Source organism: Arthrobacter crusticola (assembly GCF_004357995.1).
GTDB lineage: Bacteria > Actinomycetota > Actinomycetes > Actinomycetales > Micrococcaceae > Arthrobacter_D > Arthrobacter_D crusticola.
Genome location: NZ_SMTK01000002.1, coordinates 681,913 through 702,644 on the forward strand (window position 1 = coordinate 681,913; position 20,732 = coordinate 702,644).

A 20,732-nucleotide genomic window follows, 5' to 3' on the forward strand; every position below is an offset into this window, starting at 1 on the left:
GTTGGGAATGCGGGCCGCGGGCAGGTCCAGCAGAGCTGGACCCGTCCGCAAGTACGCAGAGGAAACAATTTACGGCTGCCCGTCCTCCGACCGGTGGTAATTTTAGGGTCAGTATCTCTCAGGCAGCAGGATCACGAATGGAGGCAGGGCGTATGAGCAGCTCGGCTAGTACACGCGGCAAGCGGTCAACCGGCTCGCTTTCCCTCTTTGGCATACTTCGGCTCTTCGCGCGGCTCACCCCGCGCCAGCTCAGCGACGAATACTCGCTGGCCCTGGAGCAGATGAAGCAAAAGGGAATCAAGGCCGGGGTCGCGGCTGCGTTCCTCGCCGTCGCTGTTGTCTTCCTCGTCGCCTTCGCGATCTCCCTGCTCGTCGCGGGCATCATGGGCCTCGCCACGATCATGCCGGCCTGGCTCGCCGCCCTGCTGGTTGCCGCCCTGTTCCTCGTCCTCGCGGCAATCATCGGCCTGATCGGTGTCTCGCGCTTCAAGAAGGCCCTGCCGCTGCTGCCGGAGGATGCGATCCGCGGCGTGCGGTACGACATCGGCGTCCTGCGCGAGGGCCGGAGCTTCGACCCGGCGACCCTCGACGTCAAGAAGCCGAAGGACGAGCAGGAGGAGGCCGAGAAGGCCAAGGAGCGCAAGCCCAAGGAGCCCACGCCCTCGTACGAGGAACTGCGCGGTCGCTCCGGGGAGCGCCGGATCCACATCGCCGAGGCCCGCGATTCGCTGGGGAGCCGCCTCGACGTCAAGAGCCGCTTCGCCGAGAACCGCGAGAAGGCCAAGGCGCGCGCCGCGCGGACCCGTGCGGAGCGGGCCGGACGGCAGGGTGTCCCCGCAGCCGCAAGCTCTGCGACCGCCGTCGAGAAGCCCGTCCCGCACACGATCGAGCTCAAGGACCGCTGGCAGCCGCTGAGCGTTCTTGGTGCATCCCTCGTGGCCCTGGCCGTGATGGTCCGCCGTCTGGCCGCCAAATAGCGGATCGCCCCGGATCTGCCTGCATAATGGCAGTGGAGGCACTCAGTGATTCGACTTATCGGCGCCGGCACGCGTCCCGGCGGAGAAGGCCCTGTGCTGGCGACCGCATGGACCCTGCCCAATGCCGTCACCCTGGTCCGCTTCCTTGGGGTGCCGTTGTTCGTCTGGTTCATCGTCACCAACCAGTACGGCCCGGCTGTGGTCACCCTGGTGCTCGTCGGGTCAACCGACTGGATTGACGGCTACCTCGCCCGGCGCTTCAACCAGGTTTCCTCGGTGGGCCAGTGGCTCGACCCGGTCGCAGACCGCACGGCCCTGATCATCGTTGCCATCACCTTCGTCGTCGACGGGGTGGCACCGGCCTGGCTGGTGTGGTCGATCGTCATCCCCGACGCCATCCTCATCACCAACGCCCTGATCCTCTTCGGCAGCCGGCTGCGCCTGCGCGTCAGCGTCGTGGGGAAGATCCGCACGGCCCTGCTGCTGCTCGGTTCGCCGCTGCTGCTCCTTCACCGGGTGCCCGGGTATGACTCTCCATGGCTCCTGGCGGTCGCCCACGCGCTCCTGATCGCCGGTTGCGTGGGTCACCTGATCGCCTTCTACGGGTACTTCACCGCGGCCCACCGCCTCCACCGTGCCGAGCGCGCGGCGGGCCGACCGCTGACCCAGCCGGCGGCAGAGACGGCACGTGAGGGCTGAGCCGCCGCGGCGGACCTCACGGGGACGGGGGCCAGGCGGAGGGTATGGACAGCGGCGGCAGCCGGTGCGCCCATGACGCTTCTCGCGATCCTCCTCGCGCTGCTGGGCGCTGCCTGCCTTGCCCTGGGCGCCCAGCGGCAGGGCAGCGCCGTGCGCGCGAACACCGGAGGCCTGGCACTCGGCTCCACCGCCGTCCTGCGCCTGCTGCGCAACCCCCGCTGGGTCCTCGGGCTCGCCCTGCTGGTGGCCGGGATGGGGATGAACGTCGTCGCCCTGGCCATGGCGACCCTCACCGTCGTCCAGCCCATCGGCGCCATCGCCCTGGTGATCACCACCGTCATCAACTCCAAGGACCAGGGGATCCGGCTCAACCGACCCACCGTGGCCGCCATCACCGCCTGCGTCACCGGCAGCGCCCTGTTCGTCCTGCTCGCGGTGAACGTCACCCGGGCGGAGCACCGCGTGGGCGTGAACCAGGAACTGTCGGCGGTGCTGCTGCTCACCCTCGCCGTCGTCGTCTTTGGCTTCCTTGGCCTGACGGCGCGCCGGCGGCTCAACGCCTTCGCTTACATCCTGGGCGCCGGAGTGCTCTTCGGGTTCGTGGCGGTGCTGACGAAGATCGTCGCGACGCACCTGCTCGACCCCAACGGGCGGTTCCTGCTGAACGTCCCCTGGTACAGCGTCGTCGCGCTGGTTGGGGCCGCCCTGCTCGGGTCGTGGTTCGTGCAGAGCGCCTACGCCACGGGTCCGCCGGACCTTGTGATCGCCGGGCTGACGGTGATCGATCCGATCGTGGGAATCGCCGTCGGGATTACCATTCTGGGGGAACTGAAGCCAGAGGTTCCCACCGTCACGGCGATAGGAATGGCCGGGGCCGCATTGATTGCTATCGTTGGAGTGGTTGCGTTGTCGCGCCATCATCCTGATGTCGTAAGGCGGCGGCGCTGACGACGACGGCGCTCTGCCGCTTCCGATACACCTACGTGGGGGATCCAAAGTGAGTTATCCGGCTGCTACCAAGCCACTGACCGTCCTGATCGCCGCAGATACCTATCCGCCCAATATCAACGGCGCCGCCCAGTTCGGGTACCGCCTGGCCAAGGGGATGGCCGCGCGCGGCCACAACGTGCACGTGCTGGCGCCGAACCCGGCCAACGGCCGGAGCTACACCGAGGAGCCGGCCGGGGCGTGGACCGTCCACCGGCTCCGTTCGCACAGCGTGCCCACCCACGATTACTGGCGCATCTGCCTGCCGTGGGAGATCAGGCGCGATATCAGCATGCTCTTCGACCGCGTCCAGCCCGACGTCGTGCACATCCAGTGCCACTACATGGTGGGGGAGTACACCCTCTACGAAGCGGTGAAGCGCGGCATCCGGGTGATCGCCACGAACCACTTCATGCCGGAGAACCTCAACCCGTTCCTGCCTTTCCCCGAGTGGTTCAAGCGCATTGTCGCCAAGAACTCCTGGCGCGACATGGGCCGGGTCATGGGCAAGGCCGACGCCGTCACCACGCCCACCCCGCTGGCGGCCAAGGCGATGCACGACCATGCATTCCTGCGGCAGGTGCTGCCGATTTCCAACGGCATCGACGCCGCGGCGTACGAGCCGCGCCCCGGTGAGCAGTTGCCCCAGCGCGAGCACCCGACGGTGCTCTTCGTGGGGCGCCTGGCCGAAGAGAAGCACGTCGACGTGCTGATCGACGCCGTGGCGAAGACCTCCGCCGAGCTGGACGTCCACCTCGAGGTGATTGGCGGCGGTGAGGTCAAGCGGGCCCTGCAGGCGCAGGCCGAACGCCTCGGAATCGGGGACCGCGTGAAGTTCCTCGGGTTGGTCAGCGACGAGGAACTCCGCCTCGCCTACCTCCGGGCCGACATCTTCTGCCAGCCCGGGACCGCTGAACTGCAGTCGTTGGTGACGCTCGAGGCGATGTCGGCGTCGACCCCGGTGCTGCTGGCCAATGCGATGGCCCTGCCGCACCTTGTGGCCGACGGCGAGAACGGCTACCTCTTCACGCCTCACGACAGCGACGAGCTGGGCCGCCGCATCACCGAACTTGTCACCCTGCCCGACGCCGACCGGGAACGGATGGGCAAGGCGAGCCGGTCGATGGTCGAACGGCACAGTATCGAAGCGACACTTGCAACCTTCGAACGGCTCTACCACGGCCTGCCCGTCGATCAGGTGGCCATCTAGCCAGGCCGCAGATGCTGCCCGTCCGGTAGATCCTGCGCAGCGTGCGGGTGCCGGGTGGCGCTGGCGGGGCGCTGCCCGGCACCCGGATCTGTTCTTAAGTGCCCCGGTGCCACTTCGCTGCGGTACTACTGCCCTGAGGTACCGGTCGGCGCAGTAGTACCGGTCGGCGCATGTGTACCGGTTGCCGAGCCGGATTGTTGACGGCCCAGCCGTTCTCCCGGCCGCGTCGGTCATGCCCGGCCGTCCGGAGAACGGGAGCTGTGAGTCCGCGCGTGGCGGGCCCTGACTCCGGTCCGCCCGTACACCTGCAGCCGGACTCAGGGATGGGGAATCAGGAATCCGCCTGTTCCCGGCGCCGCAGCACCGCGGCCCGGCCGGCCAGTGCGCCGCCTGCCAGCATCAGGGCGCCGAGGGCAGCCACAGAAACCGCGCTGTTCTCCGGTGACAGAGATCCTGCGATCTCTGCCCCCGTGTCCGCCGCTCCGTTCGGAACGCTGCCCACCTGGGCGGCGACGAGCTGACCGCAGGCTGCGGGAAGGTCCGTCGCCAGGGGGAGCGAAGGCACCATCGGGTTCACCTTTGCCTGGGCGGCGGCTGGAACGAGGGCAGGATCCACGCCGTGCACCTCCATGACGGCGTTGCCCGCTTGCAGCGCGCTGACGGTTGCGGCATCGAGCGTGAGGGTGCGGGAGTACTGGTAGGAACTCCCTGCGGGGAAGCGGTCCAATGCCGCCGCCGAAGCGGCGCTTGCATCCCCGGAAACCGTCAGCGAGGTACTGATGAATCCCTCGATGGGCTGGCCCTCCATCGAGTTGACGACGCCGTCGGCGTCGGCGTCCGCCGCCGGACCTGCACAGGCACCCTGGCCGCCGATGTGGATATGCTGGCCGTGCGCATAGGGTGCGCCCATCAGTGTGGGCGCTGCCCCGGCGACATTCAAGGTGACTGTCGCCTCGTTTCCGTGGAGCTGGATCAGGGCCTGACCTGTGGTGCCGCTGTTGTTCTGCGAATTGAGGGTGGCTTGGTAGGATGCGTGCTCGCCCTGAGCGGCGGCGGGGCCGCCCGTCAGTGTGAGGGCGGTCAGCGCCAGGACCGGCGCTGCGAGAAGAGCTGATGTGCGCATGACGTGAGCCTTTCGAGAACTAAGGAACCTTGCGTGCTCGTCAAGCCTAGGGTGGCCCGCACAGATGGTCAGCGGAAGAGGTGAAGTGGCCGCTGAAGGGGCACCCGCGTAAAATACCTGCTCTGTCCGCCAGGGCATGCGGGCCCCGCTGCTTTCGGGGCGGAGACGTCCGGGCGCCCGTGCCTGCCCGGCCCCGCTGCTCAAGGCGGGTCGGTGGATGGAGGCCCGCCGACGCTTGATGGATCGTCTGTGGTGACAGTTGTAGGGCTGCTCGGACTTGAACCGAGGACCTTAGGATTATGAGTCCCGCGCTCTAACCAGCTGAGCTACAGCCCCGTGATGCAGAACCAGCCTAGAGCAGGCGCGTCCGCCCACCAAAACGTACGGCGGCGTCAACAGGTGCTCGAAGTGACGATGCTCCAGCCGTTTTCCGCCGGACGCTGGTCAACGATGTTACCCGCGGGTAACATTAGATTCCGCAGCCTGTCACATGTGCTGCTGGAAGTGGTCAATGAGGATCTGGGTAAGGGAGCAACAATGGGCAAGCCGGGTATCGACGTCAACAACCTCCCCTATGCCGACGGCGATTTCCTCGCGTTCGAATCCCTGCTGAGCGACAAGGAGCGCTCGCGCCTGGCCGAGATCCGGACGTGGCTGGACGCCGAAGTCCGCCCGAACGCCATCGGCTGGTGGAACGAGGGGGTGTTCCCCAAGGGCATCATTCCGAAGCTTGCCGAACTCGACGTCGTCAGCCCCATCCGCCGCCAAGGGTACTCAAACCTCTTCGCAGGCATCGTTCACTCGGAGTTCACCCGCGCCGACACCTCTATCGCGACGTTCATGGGCGTTCACGACGGGCTGTTCACCGGCTCCATCGAAGCACTGGCCTCCAAGGAGCAGCAGGAGGAGTGGCTGCCGGACATCTACTCCTTCCGCAGGATCGGGGCGTTCGGGCTGACCGAACCCCTGGGCGGCTCCGACGTCGCCGGAGGGACCCGGACCACGGCCCGGCGGGACGGTGGAAACTGGATCCTCAACGGCGCCAAGCGCTGGATCGGCAACGCGACCTTCTCCGACTGGGTCGTCATCTACGCCCGCGACGTCGAGGACAACCAGGTCAAGGGCTTTATGGTCGACACGACCCTCCCGGGTTACTCCGCCACGAGGATTGAGAACAAGATCGCGCTGCGGTCGGTGGAGAACGCCGACATCGTCCTGGACAACGTTGTGGTTTCGGATGACTTCCACCTCAAGGGGGCCAACAGCTTCCGCGACACGAACAAGGTGCTCAAGGTGACGCGGCTGTCGGTCGGCTGGCAGGCCGTGGGCCAGCAGATGGCCGCATTCGACGTGGCTCGCCGGTACGCGGTGGAACGCCAGCAGTTCGGCCGTCCACTCGCGTCCTTCCAGCTGGTGCAGCAGCAGCTGGTGCAGATCCTGGGCAACGCCATGAGCTCGATGGGCATGATGGTCCGGCTCTCCCAGCTCGAGGACCTCGGCCAGGCCAAGGACGAGCACTCCGCGCTGGCCAAGGCGTTCACGACGGCGCGCATGCGCGAGAGCGTCGCGGCAGGGCGGAACATCCTCGGCGGCAACGGCATCGTTACCGACTACGAAATGGCGAAGATCTTCTCGGACGCCGAGGCGATCTACTCCTACGAAGGAACGCAGGAAATCAACACCCTGGTGGCGGGCCGCGCCATCACCGGGATTGCCGCGTTCGTGTAGCAGCCGGCAGTCCGCGCAAGACCCCTGGGACCAGATGGGGTCCGGGGGTCTTCCGCGTTTCCGGGTCAGCGCAGTCCCCCCGGGAGGGGAAGCAGGACCGACGGGCGGCGGTCGGTGACGTAGTCGAGTGGGTTCACATACTTTCCGTTCCGGCGGACGCCCCAGTGGATGCAGGCGAAGGGACAGTGCGGCGGCCCCGCCGGAGTGCCGATGCGTTGGCCCCGCTCCACCCTGGCACCCTTGGCGAGCGGGCTCTTCACCGGCTCGAAGCTGCTCACGAGGCCGCCGTCGTGGCCGATGCTGAGCACCGGCCGCCCGGCGACCATCCCGACGAAGGTCACAACACCATCGGCCGGGCTGAGCACGTCGTTCCCCGGGCCGACCATAAGATCCACCCCCCGGTGGCCCGCGTGCCACGGCTCGGGCGGCGGGATGAAGTGGCGGGTGACGGCCGGCACGGCCGGCAGGGGCCAGGACCACGGAGGCAGGTGGTCACCGGTCGGTACGCCCCGCAGGGAGTCCGTGCGGGAAGAGCCGCTCGGGCTGGACGCCTGCACCAGTCCGGCAGAACCTCCCGGCCCGGACGATCTCGTCGGTCCGGTCGGTCCGGTCGGTCCAGTCGGTGCTCCCGGCGCCACCGTCGTCGTCATCTCCGGTCCTGCCGGCCCGGCCGACACCGCCAGCACCACTGCGATCAGCGCATTCGTGAATCGCCGCTGCAGCCACCGCTCTGCGATTCCGCAGGTGCCCCGCCGGAGGTCCTTCCGGGATAACCCTGCAGTTCCGCCCGGGGGCCGGTGCGTCGGCCGGACCGGGGGAGCGGGGTCCTCCTGTCGCATGGCATCCGTCCGGTGAGAGTGACGCCACGGCCAGCGGACCGTAGATGCAGGGGTCATGCCCTCACAATGCACGCCGTCACCGCGCGTGCGGCCGTGTCGGGTCCCTATGTGGAAAGCCGGGTGCACACTGTCCAGGAATGCCGCCGCGGTTCCGGCCCGGTCGGGGCACCCGAAAGCGACCGGCGCCCCCGAAAACGACGAAAGGGGCCGATATTGCCGGTCCGCCTGTCGCTTTCGGGCCCGCTCGCCGCTTGAGGGTTCGTCCGGTACGGGAGGCGCCAGGGCCGTCCGGAGGCATAACACCGCTGTAGTACACTTGACGGAGCAGTCTGCCGTTTTCCCTGCGTCCTGGAACACCACCAAACCGCGCAGGAAATGTGCCGGCTGACTACGCGTGCCTGCGACCCGCCTTCGTCTCGACGACGTGCGGGGCACTGTCCCAGCGGTCCGGAGCGATCCGGTTGGGGGAGTGGGTTGTCCAACGGACAGGCGCCAGGAGTGCCGCCCATCCCGGGCGGAACGCTAACAACCGTCAACAAAGCAGCGGAAGCGCCGTCTTGCGCGCACGCCCTGCTGAAACGAAAGGCATCCCATGCCAGTAGTAACCATGCGCCAGCTGCTCGACAGCGGCGTCCACTTCGGCCACCAGACCCGTCGCTGGAACCCGAAGATGAAGCGCTTCATCTTCACCGAGCGCAACGGCATCTACATCATCGACCTGCAGCAGTCGCTGTCCTACATCGACCGCGCCTACGAGTTCGTCAAGGCCACTGTGGCCCACGGCGGAACCGTCCTGTTCGTCGGTACCAAGAAGCAGGCACAGGAAGCGATCGCCGACCAGGCCACCCGCGTCGGCCAGCCCTACGTCAACCAGCGCTGGCTCGGCGGCATGCTGACCAACTTCCAGACGGTTTCCAAGCGCATCGAGCGCATGAAGGAACTCGAAGAGATCGACTTCGACGACGTCGCCGGCTCGGGCCACACCAAGAAGGAACTCCTCCTTCTGAAGCGTGAGCTCACCAAGCTGCAGAGCAACCTCGGCGGTATCCGCAACCTGACCAAGGCCCCCTCGGTCATCTGGGTTGTCGACACCAAGAAGGAGCACCTCGCCATCGACGAGGCCAAGAAGCTCAACATCCCCGTCGTCGCGATCCTCGACACGAACTGCGACCCGGACGAGGTCGACTTCCCGATTCCGGGCAACGACGACGCCATCCGCGCCGTGAACCTGCTGACCCGTGTTGTCGCCGACGCCGTTGCCGAGGGGCTCATCGCCCGCAACAACCGCGCCAACGGCACGGACGCCGCCGCAGCCGAAGAGCCCCTCGCCGAGTGGGAGCGTGAACTGCTGGGCGCCGCCGAGGCCAACGCCGAGGCTCCCGCCGCCGAAGCAGCTCCTGTTGCCGAAGCAGCTCCTGTTGCCGAGGCCCCCGCCGCCGAAGCTCCTGCCGCTGAGGAAGCTCCCGCCGAGGACGCCGCAGCCGATACCAAGTAGTTCTCTTGCGTAAGGGGTGTGGGTGATTCCGCGCCCCTTACGCATGTTCCACCGGCTGAGCGCCGGCAGGGATCCTCTTCGTAGATCAACCAGAATTTAGGAGTTTTCCATGGCGAATTACACCGTCGCTGATATCAAGGCCCTCCGTGAGCGCACCGGCGCAGGCATGATGGACGTCAAGAAGGCCCTCGACGAGGCCAACGGCGATCCGGACAAGGCCCTCGAGGTCATCCGCATCAAGGGCCTCAAGGGCGCCACCAAGCGTGAAGGCCGCTCGACCGCCGAGGGCCTCGTCGCCGCCCGCGTCGACGGCAGCGTCGGCGTCATGGTCGAGGTCAACTGCGAGACCGACTTCGTCGCCAAGGCCGGACCCTTCATCGACTTCTCCAACAAGGTCCTCGACGCCGCCATCGCTTCGGGCGCCACCGACGTCGACGCCCTGCTGGCCTTCGAGGTCGACGGCCGTCCCATGTCGGAGCACGTCATCGAGGCCGGCGCCCTGCTGGGCGAGAAGGTCGACATCCGCCGTGTGGCCCGCGTTGAGGGTGCCGTCGTCGACGCGTACCTGCACCGCACCTCGAAGGACCTCCCGGCCCAGGTCGGCGTGCTGTTCGCCGTCGAGGGCGAGGGTGCCGCTGCCGTCGAGGCCGCCCACGACGTCGCGCTCCACATCGCCGCGTACACCCCGACCTACCTGACCCGCGACGAGGTCCCCGCGGACCTCGTGGAGTCGGAGCGCCGCATCGCCGAGGAGACCGCCCGCGCCGAGGGCAAGCCCGAGGCAGCGCTCACCAAGATCGTAGAAGGCCGCCTGACCGGCTTCTTCAAGGACGCCGTCCTGGTCGACCAGCCCTTCTCGAAGGACACCAAGAAGTCGATCGCCCAGGTCCTGGGCGACGCCGGCGTGAAGGCCACCGCCTTCGCCCGCTTCCGCGTCGGCGCGTAGGTCAACACGCCGGATCGGTTGTAACAATGGAAAGGGTGGCCGCCCCTGGTGGCCACCCTTTTTCGCGCCCGCACGGCGCACCGTATTCTTTTATCGATTGTGCAGAACGCACCGCTTTACGCCCTGGGAGGCATCATGGACAACCTTGAACCGGCAATCACGGGTGGCAAGAACGGACGACGGCGGGTACTCCTTAAGCTTTCCGGCGAAGTGTTCGGTGGCGGCAAGCTCGGGGTCGATCCGGAAACGGTGAGGGCCGTAGCCAAGCAGATCGCGGCCACGGTGGGCGAGGTTGAGGTGGCGATCGTCGTCGGCGGTGGAAACTTCTTCCGCGGTGCCGAACTCTCCCAGAGCGGGATGGACCGCTCCCGCGCCGACTACATGGGCATGCTCGGCACGGTGATGAACTGCCTCGCGCTCCAGGACTTTCTGGAGCAGGCGGGCGTCGAGACCCGCGTCCAGAGCGCGATCACGATGGGCCAGGTCGCCGAGGCCTACATTCCGCGGCGCGCCATCCGCCACCTCGAGAAGGGCCGCGTGGTCATCTTCGGTGCCGGCGCGGGACTTCCGTACTTCTCCACCGACACCGTGGCGGCCCAGCGCGCGCTCGAGGTGCACGCCGACGAGGTGCTGATGGCCAAGAGCGGGGTTGACGGCGTCTACACGGCCGACCCGCACAAGGATCCCTCGGCCGAGAAGCTCATCACCCTGTCCTACGATGAGGCCCTGCGCCGGGATATCCGGGTGATGGACCAGACCGCCATGACCATGTGCAAGGACAACGACCTGGAGATGGTGGTGTTCGGGATGGAGGGCGAGGGCAACGTCACCCGTGCCATCCGCGGCGAGAAGCTCGGGACCCGGGTCACCAACTAGCCCGCGGGCTCCGAATCCGGGCCCCGGGGTCCGGTCGGTGAACTAGGATTGAACACTGGACCGGTTGCCGGGCAACTGAACGCAGAGCTAAGGAGACATCGTGATCGAAGAGATCTTGCTAGAGGCCACCGAGAAGATGGACAAGGCCGTCGAAGCGGCGAAGGTCGATTTCGCGACGGTGCGGACCGGGCGGGCCAACCCTGCGATGTTCTCCAAGGTCATGGTCAGCTACTACGGCGCGCCGACGCCGCTGCAGCAGCTCGCCTCCTTCCAGAACCCCGAGGCGCGCACCCTGCTGATCACCCCGTTCGACCGGGCCGCCCTCAATGACATCGAGCGCGCCCTCCGCGACTCCGACCTGGGCGCCAACCCCTCCAACGACGGCAACGTCATCCGGGTGGTGCTTCCGGAGCTCACCCAGGAACGCCGCAAGGAATACGTCAAGCTCGTGCGCACCAAGGCCGAGGACGCGAAGATCTCAATGCGGAACATCCGCCGCAAGGCCAAGGACGGTCTCGACAAGGCCGTCAAGGACGGCGACGCCGGCGAGGACGAGGGTTCGCGCGGCGAAAAGGAACTGGACGCCCTGACGAAGTCACACACCGACACTATCGACGACATGCTCAAGCGTAAGGAAGCCGAGCTCCTCGAAGTCTGATGCATGTTCCTCAGCCTTCAGCGGGCGGCAACGTCCACCCGGGTGACGGCGCCGCCCGGGACATACCCGGTGGAAGCGCATCCCGTCCGTCCAGTGCCCGAAGCGCACTCCCGCAGGTGACCGGCTCCGTGCCGACCGTGACCGGTTCCGTGCCGGCGGCCGGTACGGGCGCCGGCACCGCCGGCGGGGTCGAGGTGGGAGCCACCGCCTCCGTCCCCGCGGATCCGGCACCGGGCGTCCCGCCGACCCCCGGGCCCGTACCTGCCGCCGCGGCGCTTCCCGCCACGTCCGCGGCGCCGGCTCCCGCGGCCGCTGTGCCGGCCGGACCGGTGACCCGGCGCGAACTGCGTGAGGCACGCAAGCGCCGTCCGCGCCTGTTCCGCCGGTCACGCCGGCCGCCGCGCGAGCCGGGAGCTCCCTCACGGGCCGGCCGGAACCTGCCGGCGGCCATCGGGGTCGGTGTGGGCCTGATGATCCTGGTCCTTGGCGGCCTCCTCTTCTTCCCGCTTGCCTTCGTCGCCCTGGTGACCGTCCTCGGCGTCCTCGGCGTCCTCGAGGTCTCGCGCGCCCTGGCTGTGCGCCGTATCGGCATGCCCCTGGTTCCGGCGGTGGCCGCAAGCGTGGCGCTGCCCTTCGCCGCCTACTACGGCGGCGCGGAGAGCCTCGCCTTTGCCTCGGTCTTCTCGTTCCTGGCCCTGCTGCTGTGGCGGTCGCTCGACCCCGCACCGGGGGCACCGCGGGCCGTGATGGCCGGTGCCTTCACCCTCCTGTGGGTGCCCTTCATGCTCAGTTTTGCGATGCTCCTGCTTCAGCTTCCCGGCGGGTACCTGCTGATCGCGACGCTCCTGCTGCTGGTTGTCGCCAACGACACGTTCGGCTACCTGATCGGCGTGCTGTTCGGGAAACATCCCATGGCCCCGAAAATCAGCCCCAAAAAGTCCTGGGAGGGCTTCGCCGGTTCGGTGGGCGGCGCCATGGTGATCGGCGTGCTGTGCGCGGTCTTCCTGCTCAACCAGCCGTTCTGGGTGGGCCTGGTCCTTGCCGTGGCCATCGTCGCGGCGGCGACCGCCGGCGACCTGGCCGAATCGATGATCAAGCGTGAACTCGGCGTCAAGGACATGGGCACCATGCTGCCCGGCCACGGGGGAGTCATGGACCGGCTCGACTCGGTGGTCTTCGCCTCGCCGATGGCGTTCCTGCTGTCCGCTACATTGGTACCAGGGCTGATCTAGCGGACGGGGATTCCGCCAGCCTTTTTGGTCTCAGCAGAAAGACACAGGCACCATGGACGATGCTCGCCAGGGCAGCTCACCGTTTGCGCGCGTCGGCCGGCGCAGCTATGGCTACAACACCCGGCAGGTGGACCGTTTCCTGGTCCGGGCCCGCAACTTCTACAACGATGGGGAGTCCGGCGACGGGCCGATCACCAGCGCCCAGGTCCGCGCCATCGTGTTCGAACCGGCGAAGGGCGGCTACGAGCCGCAGGACGTCGACGCCGCACTCGACCGGCTCGAGGACGCCTTTGCCCAGCGGGAGCGCGACCAGCTGATCGAGGCCAAGGGTGAAGACGCCTGGCTGATGCAGATCGGCCGCGCCTCGGCCGTCCTGCGGGGCCGGCTCCACCGGGCCCCCGGCGAGCGTTTCCGCAGGCCGACCAAGAAGAAGGCATTGAGCTACAACACCGAGGACGTCGATGCCCTGTGCGACCAGCTCCTGCGGTACTTCGAGAACGATCTGCCGCTCAGCGTCGACGTGGTGCGCCGGGCCGTCTTCCGGGAGGCCGTGGGTGCCGCCGGCTACGAGGAGAACCAGGTCGACGCGTTCCTTGACCGGGTCGTCGAGCTGATGGCCTCAATCGACTGACGGCTCGGTCCTCGGGCCGGCAAGCCGGGGCCCGGGAGCCTCTGGTGTGTGAAGCCGCGCCAGCACGCGGGAGGTGCCCGCCGGCCGCCTGCCCCGGGTCGCCCGGGACACGACGATCATCACGAGGAACGCGGCCGGTACCGTCCAGAGCGCGGGCTGCCGGAGCCAGTCAGGGGACGCCGACGCCTCCGGGCCGAGGAGCGCGGCCGTGAGGATCGACCCCCCGCAGAGGACCGCCCCGGCGAGCATGCCCGCCACCGCCCCGGCGTCGGTGAGCCCCCGCCACCAGATGCCCAGCAGCAGCAGCGGGCACAGCGTTGAAGCGGTGAAGGCGAAGACCGAACCCACGCTGCCGGCCAGCGCCAGCGAGTCGGTCAGCAGCGCCAGGACCAGGGGCACCAGGGTCGAGAGGACCGCGGCCCGGCGGAACCCCCGGACGCTGCCGTTGAAGAACTCCTGGCTGACGACGCCGGCCAGTGAGACCACGAGGCCGCTCGAGGTGGAGAGGAAGGCGGCGAACGCTCCTGCCGTGACGAACGCCGTCAGTGCGTCCCCGGCGGCGCCGTCGAAGATCCTTCCGGGCAGCATCAGCACCGTGGCGTCGGACGCCCCAGGCACCGCGAGGTCGGGGGTGTAGATCCTCCCGAGGATGCCGAAGAGGGTGGGGAAGAGGTAGAACACCGAGAGCAGGGCCAGCACGATCAGGGTGGTGCGCCGTGCCGAGGCGCCGTCGGGGTTGGTGTAGAAGCGCACCAGCACGTGGGGCAGCCCGAGGGTGCCGAAGAGCAGGGCGATCACCAGGGAACTGGTGCTGTACAGGGAGGCGCCGGCGGTGGTGTTCAGCCCCGCGGTGAAGGCGGCGCCGCCGCCGGTCACGGGCAGACCCTCGACGCCGAGGCGCAGCAGGATGAACACGGCGGGCACGGCCAGCGCCGTGAGCTTGAGCCAGTACTGGAAGGCCTGGACGAAGGTGATCGACCGCATTCCGCCGCCCATCACGCCGGCGCACACGACGACGACGACGGCGAGCGGGCCCACCCAGGCCGGCAGCCCCGTCGTGATGCTCACAGTGAGTGCGGCCCCGTGGAGCTGCGGCACGATGTACAGCCAGCCCACGACGATCACGAGGAGGCTGGTGATGCGCCGGGCCGGAAGGGATTCGAGCCGTGCCTGCGCGAAGTCGGGGATCGTGTAGGCCCCCGAGCGGCGCAGCGGCGCGGCCACGAACAGCAGCAGCATGAGGTACCCGGCGGTGTAGCCGATGGGGAACCACAGGGCGTCGGCCCCGGAGATGAGGATCAGCCCGGCGACGCCGAGGAAACTGGCGGCCGAGAGGTACTCCCCGCCGATGGCCGAGGCGTTCCACCAGGGCCGCACGGTGCGGGAGGCCACGTAGAAGTCGCCGGTGGTCCGCGAGATGCGCAGCCCGTAGATCCCGATCAGGAGCGTTGTCAGGGCCACGAGCAGCAGCGCGGCATACCCGACCGCGGGGTTGAGCCCGAAGGCGTCACCCACCTCGTCAGCCCTCATCGATAAGCTCCTGGAACCGCTTTTCGTTGCGGGAGGCACTGCGGACGTACAGGGCCGCGCAGGCGATGGACAGCGGATAGACCCCGAGCCCGAGCAGCAGCCAGGGCACGGGCACGGTGAGGACGGTGACCTCCCGGATCGAGGGAAACAGCCCGAGCAGCACCGGTATGCCGGTCAGGATGATGAGGAACCCGCCGGCCACGACGAGCGCCAGGCGCAGCTGGGACCGGATGAGGGAGCCGACGAAGACCTCGCCGACCGCCGAGTGTTCGGCCATCTCGCGGGTCACCGGGAAGGCCCCGGCACTGGGCCGGGCGCTGGTGCGCGGCGCGGTGACCCTCACCCGGACGGGCGGCCCGGCGGAGTCCGGGGCAGGGTGCAGCCGGTGCGGCTCGGGCACGGTCATGGCGGGCGGTCTACTGGCCGGGCCGCAGGCGCGTCGCCTCGAGCTGTTCGCGGACCCCGGGCAGGTGCCTGCGGCTCACCGGCAGCTCCGCGTCGCCGACGGTGACGCTGGGGCGTCCGGCGCCAAGGCGCACCAGGCGCACCTGGTCCATGGCCACGAGGTAGGACCTGTGGATGCGCAGGAATCCGGCATCGGCCCACTGCCGTTCGAGGTCGTTCAGCGGAATGCGGATGAGGTAGCTCGCCCCGGCGGTGTGGAGCCGGGCATAGTCGCCCTGAGCCTGGACATACCGGACCTCGTCGCGGCGGATCCGCCGGCTGATCCCGCCCTGGTCGACGGTGATGACCTCCGGCGCCGCGGCGCTTCCCTCGGCCAGTTCGCAGATCCGCCGGACCGATTCGGACAGCCGCTCCCGCCGCACCGGCTTCAGCAGGTAGTCGACGGCCCGGAGGTCGAACGCCTCAAGCGCCCGGTCCTCGTCGGCGGTGACGAAGACGACGGCGGGCGGCCGCTCCCGGGCGGCAATGGAGCGTGCGATGTCGAGTCCGGACACGGCCGGCATGTGGATATCGAGGAACAGCGCGTCGACGTCGGCCTGCTCGAGGGTGGCCAGCACCTCGGCACCGCTTGAGGCCCGGTGGATGGTCCGGATCCTGCTGTCCTGGGACAGCAGGTAGGCGAGCTCCTCCACTGCCGGAAGCTCATCGTCGGCGATGACCACGTTGACCATGGTCCCTAGCGTACGCTCAGGTGCGGTTCCCGGGCTGGAATTTGGGGACCCGCAGCGTGATCAGGGTCCCGGCGCCGGGGGCGGTGTCGATGATCAGGCCGTGGTCGTCGCCGTACACCTGGCGCAGGCGCGAGTCGACGTTGCGCAGGCCCACGTGGACCCCGTCGGCATGGCCGGCGAGGACGGAGCGCAGGTGATCCGGTTCGATGCCGACGCCGTCGTCCTCGACGGTGACCTCCGCGAAGGTCCCGGCATCGCGGGCGGTGATGGTGATGTGTCCGGTGCCTTCCTTCGACTCGAGGCCGTGCCGCACCGCGTTCTCCACGAGCGGCTGAAGGCTCAGGAACGGGATGACGGTGCCCAGCACCTCCGGACCGATCTCAAGGCGAACCTTCAGCCGGTCACCGAAGCGGGCGCGCTCAAGGAGCAGGTAGCGGTCGATGCTCCGGAGTTCCTCGGCCACGGTGGTGAAGTCGCCGTGACGCCGGAAGGAGTAGCGGGTGAAGTCGGCGAACTCGACGACGAGGTCGCGGGCGCGCTGCGGGTCGGTGTTGATGAACGAGGCGATGGCGTTGAGCGAGTTGTAGATGAAGTGGGGGCTGATCTGGGCGCGCAGCGCCCGGACCTCGGCCTCGATCAGGAGCCGGCGGGAGGAGTCGAGTTCGGCGAGTTCGACCTGCGTCGAGACCCAGCCCGCCAGTTCGTTCGTTGCGCGCACCAGGCCGGCGTTGGCCTCGGCGGCGAAGGCGCCGACGGTCCCCACCACCCGCTGGTCCACCCGGATGGGTGCGACGACCAGCTCGCCCAGGCCGGTGATGCCGGCCTGCTCCAGTTGGGGCCGGCGCACGATCTGCGTGCGTCCGTTCGCCAGCGACCCGCCGATCGCGTCCATCACCCCGGCCGGAAGGGTGCGCGCCCCGTCCCAGCCGAGCACGGCCGCCTCATCGGTGATCATCAGGGTGTCGCACCGCAGCAGGCCGCGGAGGTGGCGGCTGGCCTTGGAGGCCCCCGCCGGGGTGAGCCCCTCCCGCAGGTGCTCGGAGGCGAGCGCCGCTGTGTGGAGGGTGGTGTAGGTGGCCCGGTCGGCATCGGAACCGAGGTCCCGGAAGGAGCGGGACAACCGGAACCCGACCGAACCGACGACCGCCAGGGTGATGGCGGCGACGGCGAACACCAGGGCGGTGTCGACGGCGGGGCTGACCATGGCTCTACAGTAATGGCTCGGTCCCCGGCAGCGACGTCAGGGCCCGGAGGGCGGGCCCGCAGCCGAGGGACGGGCACTTGACCGTTCGGCGCAGGGCGCCGCCCGTTGGGCGCGGGGCGGTTGCGCAATGCTGGAAATGCGCGCCGGCAGGAGTGAGAGTGAGTGAAGTCACACCGCAGGTCGACCCTGCCCGGCACTGCCGCCGGCACCGCAGGGAAAAGTCCAAGCAGAGGAGGAACAATGGGTTCGCACCCAATCGAACCGGACGGGGGATCGCCGGGCCCCGACGGCGGAGCCCCGGGAACCGGCCGGACCGACGGCGTCCCGGCGGACCACGCAGCCCCGGCGGCCGGTGCGCACACCGCCGGCGCGGCCAATCAGCCGGCGGTCGACTTCACCGAGGTCCAGGCGGCCGAGCAGTTCCGCGAACTGCGCAAGCGGCACCGCAGCTTTGTCTTCCCCATGGCAGTTGCGTTCCTGCTGTGGTACTTCGCCTACGTGCTGCTGGCCGACTATGCCCACGACTTCATGGCCACCCCGGTGTTCGGCAACGTCAATATCGGCATCCTCCTCGGGCTGGCGCAGTTCGTCAGCACGTTCGCCATCACCATGTGGTATGTGAGCTACGCCAACCGGCGGCTCGACCCCATCGCGGCCAACCTTCGGCACGAGCTTGAAAGCGCTGCCCCCGAAGCATTCAGCGATCCGACAGGCGGGAAGAAATGATCAGTCCCCTCACCGCAGGTCCGTTCCTGCCCCTGCAGACCACCGAGTCGACCCGCGTCGGCGAGCCGTGGCTTAACATCACGATTTTCGGCCTCTTCGTCGCGATCACGCTGGTGATCGTGCTGCGGGCCAGCCGCAACAACAAGACAGCGGCCGACTACTACGCCGCAGGCCGCTCCTTCACCGGCCCGCAGAACGGGACGGCGATCGCGGGGGACTACCTCTCCGCAGCCTCCTTCCTGGGCATCGTCGGCGCCATCGCCATCAACGGCTATGACGGGTTCCTCTACTCCATCGGCTTCCTCGTCGCCTGGCTCGTGGCCCTGCTGCTCGTTGCGGAACTGCTGCGCAACACCGGCAAGTTCACCATGGCCGACGTCCTCTCGTTCCGCCTCCAGCAGCGTCCGGTCCGCATTGCGGCGGCCATCACCACGCTGGCTGTGTGCTTCTTCTACCTGCTGGCCCAGATGGCGGGCGCCGGCGGCCTCGTCTCCCTGCTGCTGGGCATCGACGACCGCGTCGGCCAGTCCCTTGTGATCGCCGTCGTCGGCATCCTCATGATCATCTACGTCCTGATCGGTGGCATGAAGGGCACCACCTGGGTGCAGATCATCAAGGCCTTCCTCCTGATCACGGGCGCGTTCATCATGACCGTGTGGGTCCTGGCGATCCACGACTTCAACTTCTCCACCCTGCTCGGTGCCGCAATCGAAACCTCGGGCAACGCGGCGATCACCAGCCCGGGCCTGCAGTACGGCCTGACCGGCACCACTCGACTCGACTTCATCTCCCTGGCGCTCGCCCTCGTCTTCGGCACGGCGGCACTGCCTCACGTCCTGATGCGTTTCTACACGGTGCCTACCGCCAAGGAGGCCCGCCGCTCGGTGGTGTGGGCCATCTGGCTCATCGGAGCGTTCTACCTGTTCACCCTCGTGCTGGGCTACGGCGCCAGCGCCCTCATCGGGGCCGAGCGCATTCTTGCGGCGCCGGGTGCGGTCAACTCGGCGGCACCGCTGCTCGCCTTCGAGCTCGGCGGCCCGCTGCTGCTCGGCCTGATTTCAGCCGTCGCCTTCGCCACGATCCTCGCCGTGGTGGCAGGCCTGACCATCACGGCGGCGGCGTCGTTCGCCCACGACATCTATGCGAACGTCATCCGCCGGGGCAAGGTCGATCCGGACGGCGAGGTCAAGGTCGCACGGCGCACCGTCGTCGTCATCGGCCTGCTCTCCATCCTCGGCGGCATCGGTGCCTCGGGCCAGAACGTCGCCTTCCTGGTCGCACTCGCCTTCGCGGTGGCCGCGAGTGCGAACCTGCCGACCATCCTCTATTCGCTGTTCTGGCGGAAGTTCAACACCCAGGGCGCCATGTGGAGCATGTACGGCGGCCTCGGCTCGGCGATCCTGCTGATCGCGCTGTCGCCGGTCGTCTCCGGTGGCGAGACGTCGATGATCAAGGGAGCGGATTTCTCGATCTTCCCGCTCAACAACCCCGGCATCGTGTCGATCCCGCTGGCCTTCTTCCTCGGCTGGCTGGGGACCACACTGTCCAAGCGGACCGAGGATCCCCTCGTCCAGGCCGAAATGGAGGTCCGCTCGCTGACCGGAGTGGGCGCCGAGAAGGCGGTCGACCACTAGGACGGGAAGCCCGCTACCCGGCACGCACAGGCGAAGGGCCGCAGCACCGTTGTCGGTGCTGCGGCCCTTCGGCATCCGGGCGGGAAAGCCTTGCCGTGCCGTGCTGTGCCCGGCCTAGTCGCTGGGACTGATATCGGTGGTCAGTTCCCGCTCGTCGGTTTCCTCGCGGTCCTCCTCCTCTGCGGGGCCGGCCGCGACGTTGAGCCCGGGAGCCTCCTCGGGTTGCTCCGACTCGTCGGCGCCGCTGAAGTCGAAGTCAAGGTTGGCGGAGCCATCAGCGTCGTCGGCAGGGGCCGTCTGCTCGGTCCGTTCGCGGGGCAGGGGAGTGGTCGGTTGAGTGAGTCCGTCACGGACCGGACTTGAGGGCTCTTCTGATTCGGGGGCCATGGTCTACTCCTTCGCAGGCGTGGTTGAACCTGTGCAGTGCGCGGGGCCGCCGGGGCACCCGGCGGTGTTTCGACCCTAGTCCCGGCCGGGAGCAACCAGAAGGGAAAAGAGAAGCGTGCCCATCGGTGCCGGCAGCGGTAGGGGCCCGCCGCAGCGTTTGGGTGCCGCTCCCTCTGTCGGGGGCGTCGGTCAGGACGGCGGGCGCGGTCCGCGGTGCAGCAGGGGTTCGACTCGGAAAGGCACGAGTTCGCCCATCGCCAGGGACGTGTCGCAGCGTTCGACGCCGTCGCAGGCGAGGATCTTCCCGTTCACCCGGAACAGGTCCTCGGCGTCCGCCGAGACGACGCGCACGAGGATGTCGGCCTGGCCGCTGAGACCGTATGCCTCGATCACCTCGGGGATTTCGCTGATCCGCGCCGTGATTTCCGCGAGCTTCTGCTGCTGGACGTGCACATGGATGAACGCCATCAGGGGATAGCCCAGCGCGGCGGGATTGATGCGCCGCTCGAAGGAGAGGAAAACGGATTTCTGCTCAAGCCGGGTCATGCGCGCCTGCACCGTATTGCGCGAAAGTCCAAGTTTTTCCGCGAGGGCGACAACGGTCCGCCGGGGGTCCTTGGCCATGGCGAGGAGGAGGCGGAGATCGGTGCCATCAAGAGGTTGCATACTGCGCAACGCTAACACGCCCGGACCGCCCGGAATAGAGCATTATGC

21 protein-coding genes and 1 tRNA gene are annotated in these 20,732 nt (G+C 68.4%); 13 read left to right on the forward strand and 9 right to left on the reverse strand.

The window, feature by feature from the left end:
* Positions 1-152 precede the first annotated feature (152 nt).
* From E2F48_RS07025 to E2F48_RS07040, 4 genes are all read left to right on the forward strand, one after another.
* Positions 153-977, forward strand: a complete 825-nt coding sequence (locus E2F48_RS07025; protein WP_133403256.1) for a phage holin family protein — start codon at positions 153-155, stop codon at positions 975-977.
* A gap of 93 nt (positions 978-1,070) precedes the next feature.
* On the forward strand, positions 1,071-1,676 hold the full coding sequence (locus E2F48_RS07030; RefSeq protein ID WP_246018557.1) for a CDP-alcohol phosphatidyltransferase family protein: 606 nt from the start codon (positions 1,071-1,073) through the stop codon (positions 1,674-1,676).
* A gap of 72 nt (positions 1,677-1,748) precedes the next feature.
* Entirely contained in the window at positions 1,749-2,624 is an 876-nt protein-coding gene (locus E2F48_RS07035) for a DMT family transporter (protein WP_133403258.1), read from the forward strand.
* A gap of 49 nt (positions 2,625-2,673) precedes the next feature.
* Entirely contained in the window at positions 2,674-3,873 is a 1,200-nt protein-coding gene (locus E2F48_RS07040) for a glycosyltransferase (RefSeq protein ID WP_133403259.1), read from the forward strand.
* Positions 3,874-4,204: 331 nt separating this feature from the next.
* Here E2F48_RS07040 and E2F48_RS07045 read toward each other — a convergent pair whose 3' ends face one another.
* Both E2F48_RS07045 and E2F48_RS07050 read right to left on the reverse strand, forming a co-directional pair.
* Complete coding sequence (locus E2F48_RS07045; protein WP_133403260.1) at positions 4,205-4,996, reverse strand: hypothetical protein; 792 nt, start codon at positions 4,994-4,996, stop codon at positions 4,205-4,207.
* 262 nt (positions 4,997-5,258) lie between these two features.
* Positions 5,259-5,332 (reverse strand) — tRNA-Ile (locus tag E2F48_RS07050).
* Between the two features lie 201 nt (positions 5,333-5,533).
* Here E2F48_RS07050 and E2F48_RS07055 point away from each other — a divergent pair.
* Positions 5,534-6,724 (forward strand): acyl-CoA dehydrogenase family protein, encoded by a 1,191-nt coding sequence (locus E2F48_RS07055; RefSeq protein WP_133403261.1) that lies wholly within the window; start codon positions 5,534-5,536, stop codon positions 6,722-6,724.
* 65 nt (positions 6,725-6,789) lie between these two features.
* Here the strand turns inward: E2F48_RS07055 and E2F48_RS07060 are convergent, their stop codons facing one another.
* Positions 6,790-7,281, reverse strand: coding sequence for a M23 family metallopeptidase (locus tag E2F48_RS07060; RefSeq protein WP_246018558.1), 492 nt, complete (start codon positions 7,279-7,281; stop codon positions 6,790-6,792).
* A gap of 874 nt (positions 7,282-8,155) precedes the next feature.
* Here E2F48_RS07060 and rpsB point away from each other — a divergent pair.
* The 6 genes from rpsB to E2F48_RS07090 all read left to right on the forward strand — a co-directional run bounded on the left by rpsB (position 8,156) and on the right by E2F48_RS07090 (position 13,401).
* Positions 8,156-9,058, forward strand: a complete 903-nt coding sequence (rpsB, locus tag E2F48_RS07065; protein ID WP_133403262.1) for a 30S ribosomal protein S2 — start codon at positions 8,156-8,158, stop codon at positions 9,056-9,058.
* A 109-nt stretch (positions 9,059-9,167) separates the two neighbouring features.
* Positions 9,168-10,004: a translation elongation factor Ts gene (tsf, locus tag E2F48_RS07070; protein ID WP_133403263.1), complete on the forward strand. Its 837-nt coding sequence runs from the start codon at positions 9,168-9,170 to the stop codon at positions 10,002-10,004.
* A gap of 135 nt (positions 10,005-10,139) precedes the next feature.
* On the forward strand, positions 10,140-10,880 hold the full coding sequence (pyrH, locus tag E2F48_RS07075) for a UMP kinase (RefSeq protein ID WP_133403264.1): 741 nt from the start codon (positions 10,140-10,142) through the stop codon (positions 10,878-10,880).
* A 100-nt stretch (positions 10,881-10,980) separates the two neighbouring features.
* Positions 10,981-11,538, forward strand: coding sequence for a ribosome recycling factor (gene frr / locus E2F48_RS07080; protein ID WP_120166711.1), 558 nt, complete (start codon positions 10,981-10,983; stop codon positions 11,536-11,538).
* Positions 11,539-11,882: 344 nt separating this feature from the next.
* A complete protein-coding gene (locus tag E2F48_RS07085) occupies positions 11,883-12,770 on the forward strand; it encodes a phosphatidate cytidylyltransferase (RefSeq protein ID WP_133403428.1) in 888 nt (295 codons plus the stop codon).
* A 52-nt stretch (positions 12,771-12,822) separates the two neighbouring features.
* On the forward strand, positions 12,823-13,401 hold the full coding sequence (locus E2F48_RS07090; protein WP_133403265.1) for a DivIVA domain-containing protein: 579 nt from the start codon (positions 12,823-12,825) through the stop codon (positions 13,399-13,401).
* Here the strand turns inward: E2F48_RS07090 and E2F48_RS07095 are convergent.
* The 4 genes from E2F48_RS07095 to E2F48_RS07110 are packed head-to-tail and all read right to left on the reverse strand — an operon-like array spanning position 13,390 to position 17,271.
* Positions 13,390-14,931 carry a sodium/solute symporter gene (locus E2F48_RS07095; RefSeq protein ID WP_133403266.1) on the reverse strand — a complete coding sequence of 514 codons (1,542 nt, stop codon included), beginning with the start codon at positions 14,929-14,931 and terminating at the stop codon, positions 13,390-13,392. The genes E2F48_RS07090 and E2F48_RS07095 overlap by 12 nt on opposite strands.
* Positions 14,921-15,337 carry a DUF485 domain-containing protein gene (locus tag E2F48_RS07100; RefSeq protein ID WP_133403267.1) on the reverse strand — a complete coding sequence of 139 codons (417 nt, stop codon included), beginning with the start codon at positions 15,335-15,337 and terminating at the stop codon, positions 14,921-14,923. Before E2F48_RS07100 ends, E2F48_RS07095 begins: the two co-directional genes overlap by 11 nt.
* 10 nt (positions 15,338-15,347) lie before the next feature.
* The gene (locus E2F48_RS07105; RefSeq protein ID WP_133403268.1) at positions 15,348-16,067 is read right to left on the reverse strand and encodes a LytR/AlgR family response regulator transcription factor; all 720 of its coding nucleotides are present in this window, start codon (positions 16,065-16,067) and stop codon (positions 15,348-15,350) included.
* A gap of 16 nt (positions 16,068-16,083) precedes the next feature.
* Positions 16,084-17,271 carry a sensor histidine kinase gene (locus tag E2F48_RS07110; protein WP_133403269.1) on the reverse strand — a complete coding sequence of 396 codons (1,188 nt, stop codon included), beginning with the start codon at positions 17,269-17,271 and terminating at the stop codon, positions 16,084-16,086.
* Between the two features lie 255 nt (positions 17,272-17,526).
* Here E2F48_RS07110 and E2F48_RS07115 point away from each other — a divergent pair, with 255 nt between their 5' ends.
* A complete protein-coding gene (locus E2F48_RS07115) occupies positions 17,527-17,997 on the forward strand; it encodes a DUF485 domain-containing protein (protein WP_425455756.1) in 471 nt (156 codons plus the stop codon).
* On the forward strand, positions 17,994-19,631 hold the full coding sequence (locus E2F48_RS07120; protein ID WP_133403271.1) for a solute symporter family protein: 1,638 nt from the start codon (positions 17,994-17,996) through the stop codon (positions 19,629-19,631). The genes E2F48_RS07115 and E2F48_RS07120 overlap by 4 nt, the downstream gene beginning before the upstream one ends.
* A gap of 114 nt (positions 19,632-19,745) precedes the next feature.
* On the opposite strand, the gene E2F48_RS07125 is transcribed toward E2F48_RS07120, so the two are convergent.
* Entirely contained in the window at positions 19,746-20,018 is a 273-nt protein-coding gene (locus tag E2F48_RS07125) for a hypothetical protein (protein ID WP_133403272.1), read from the reverse strand.
* Positions 20,019-20,207: 189 nt separating this feature from the next.
* Positions 20,208-20,684, reverse strand: coding sequence for an Lrp/AsnC family transcriptional regulator (locus E2F48_RS07130; protein ID WP_133403273.1), 477 nt, complete (start codon positions 20,682-20,684; stop codon positions 20,208-20,210).
* Positions 20,685-20,732 lie beyond the last annotated feature (48 nt).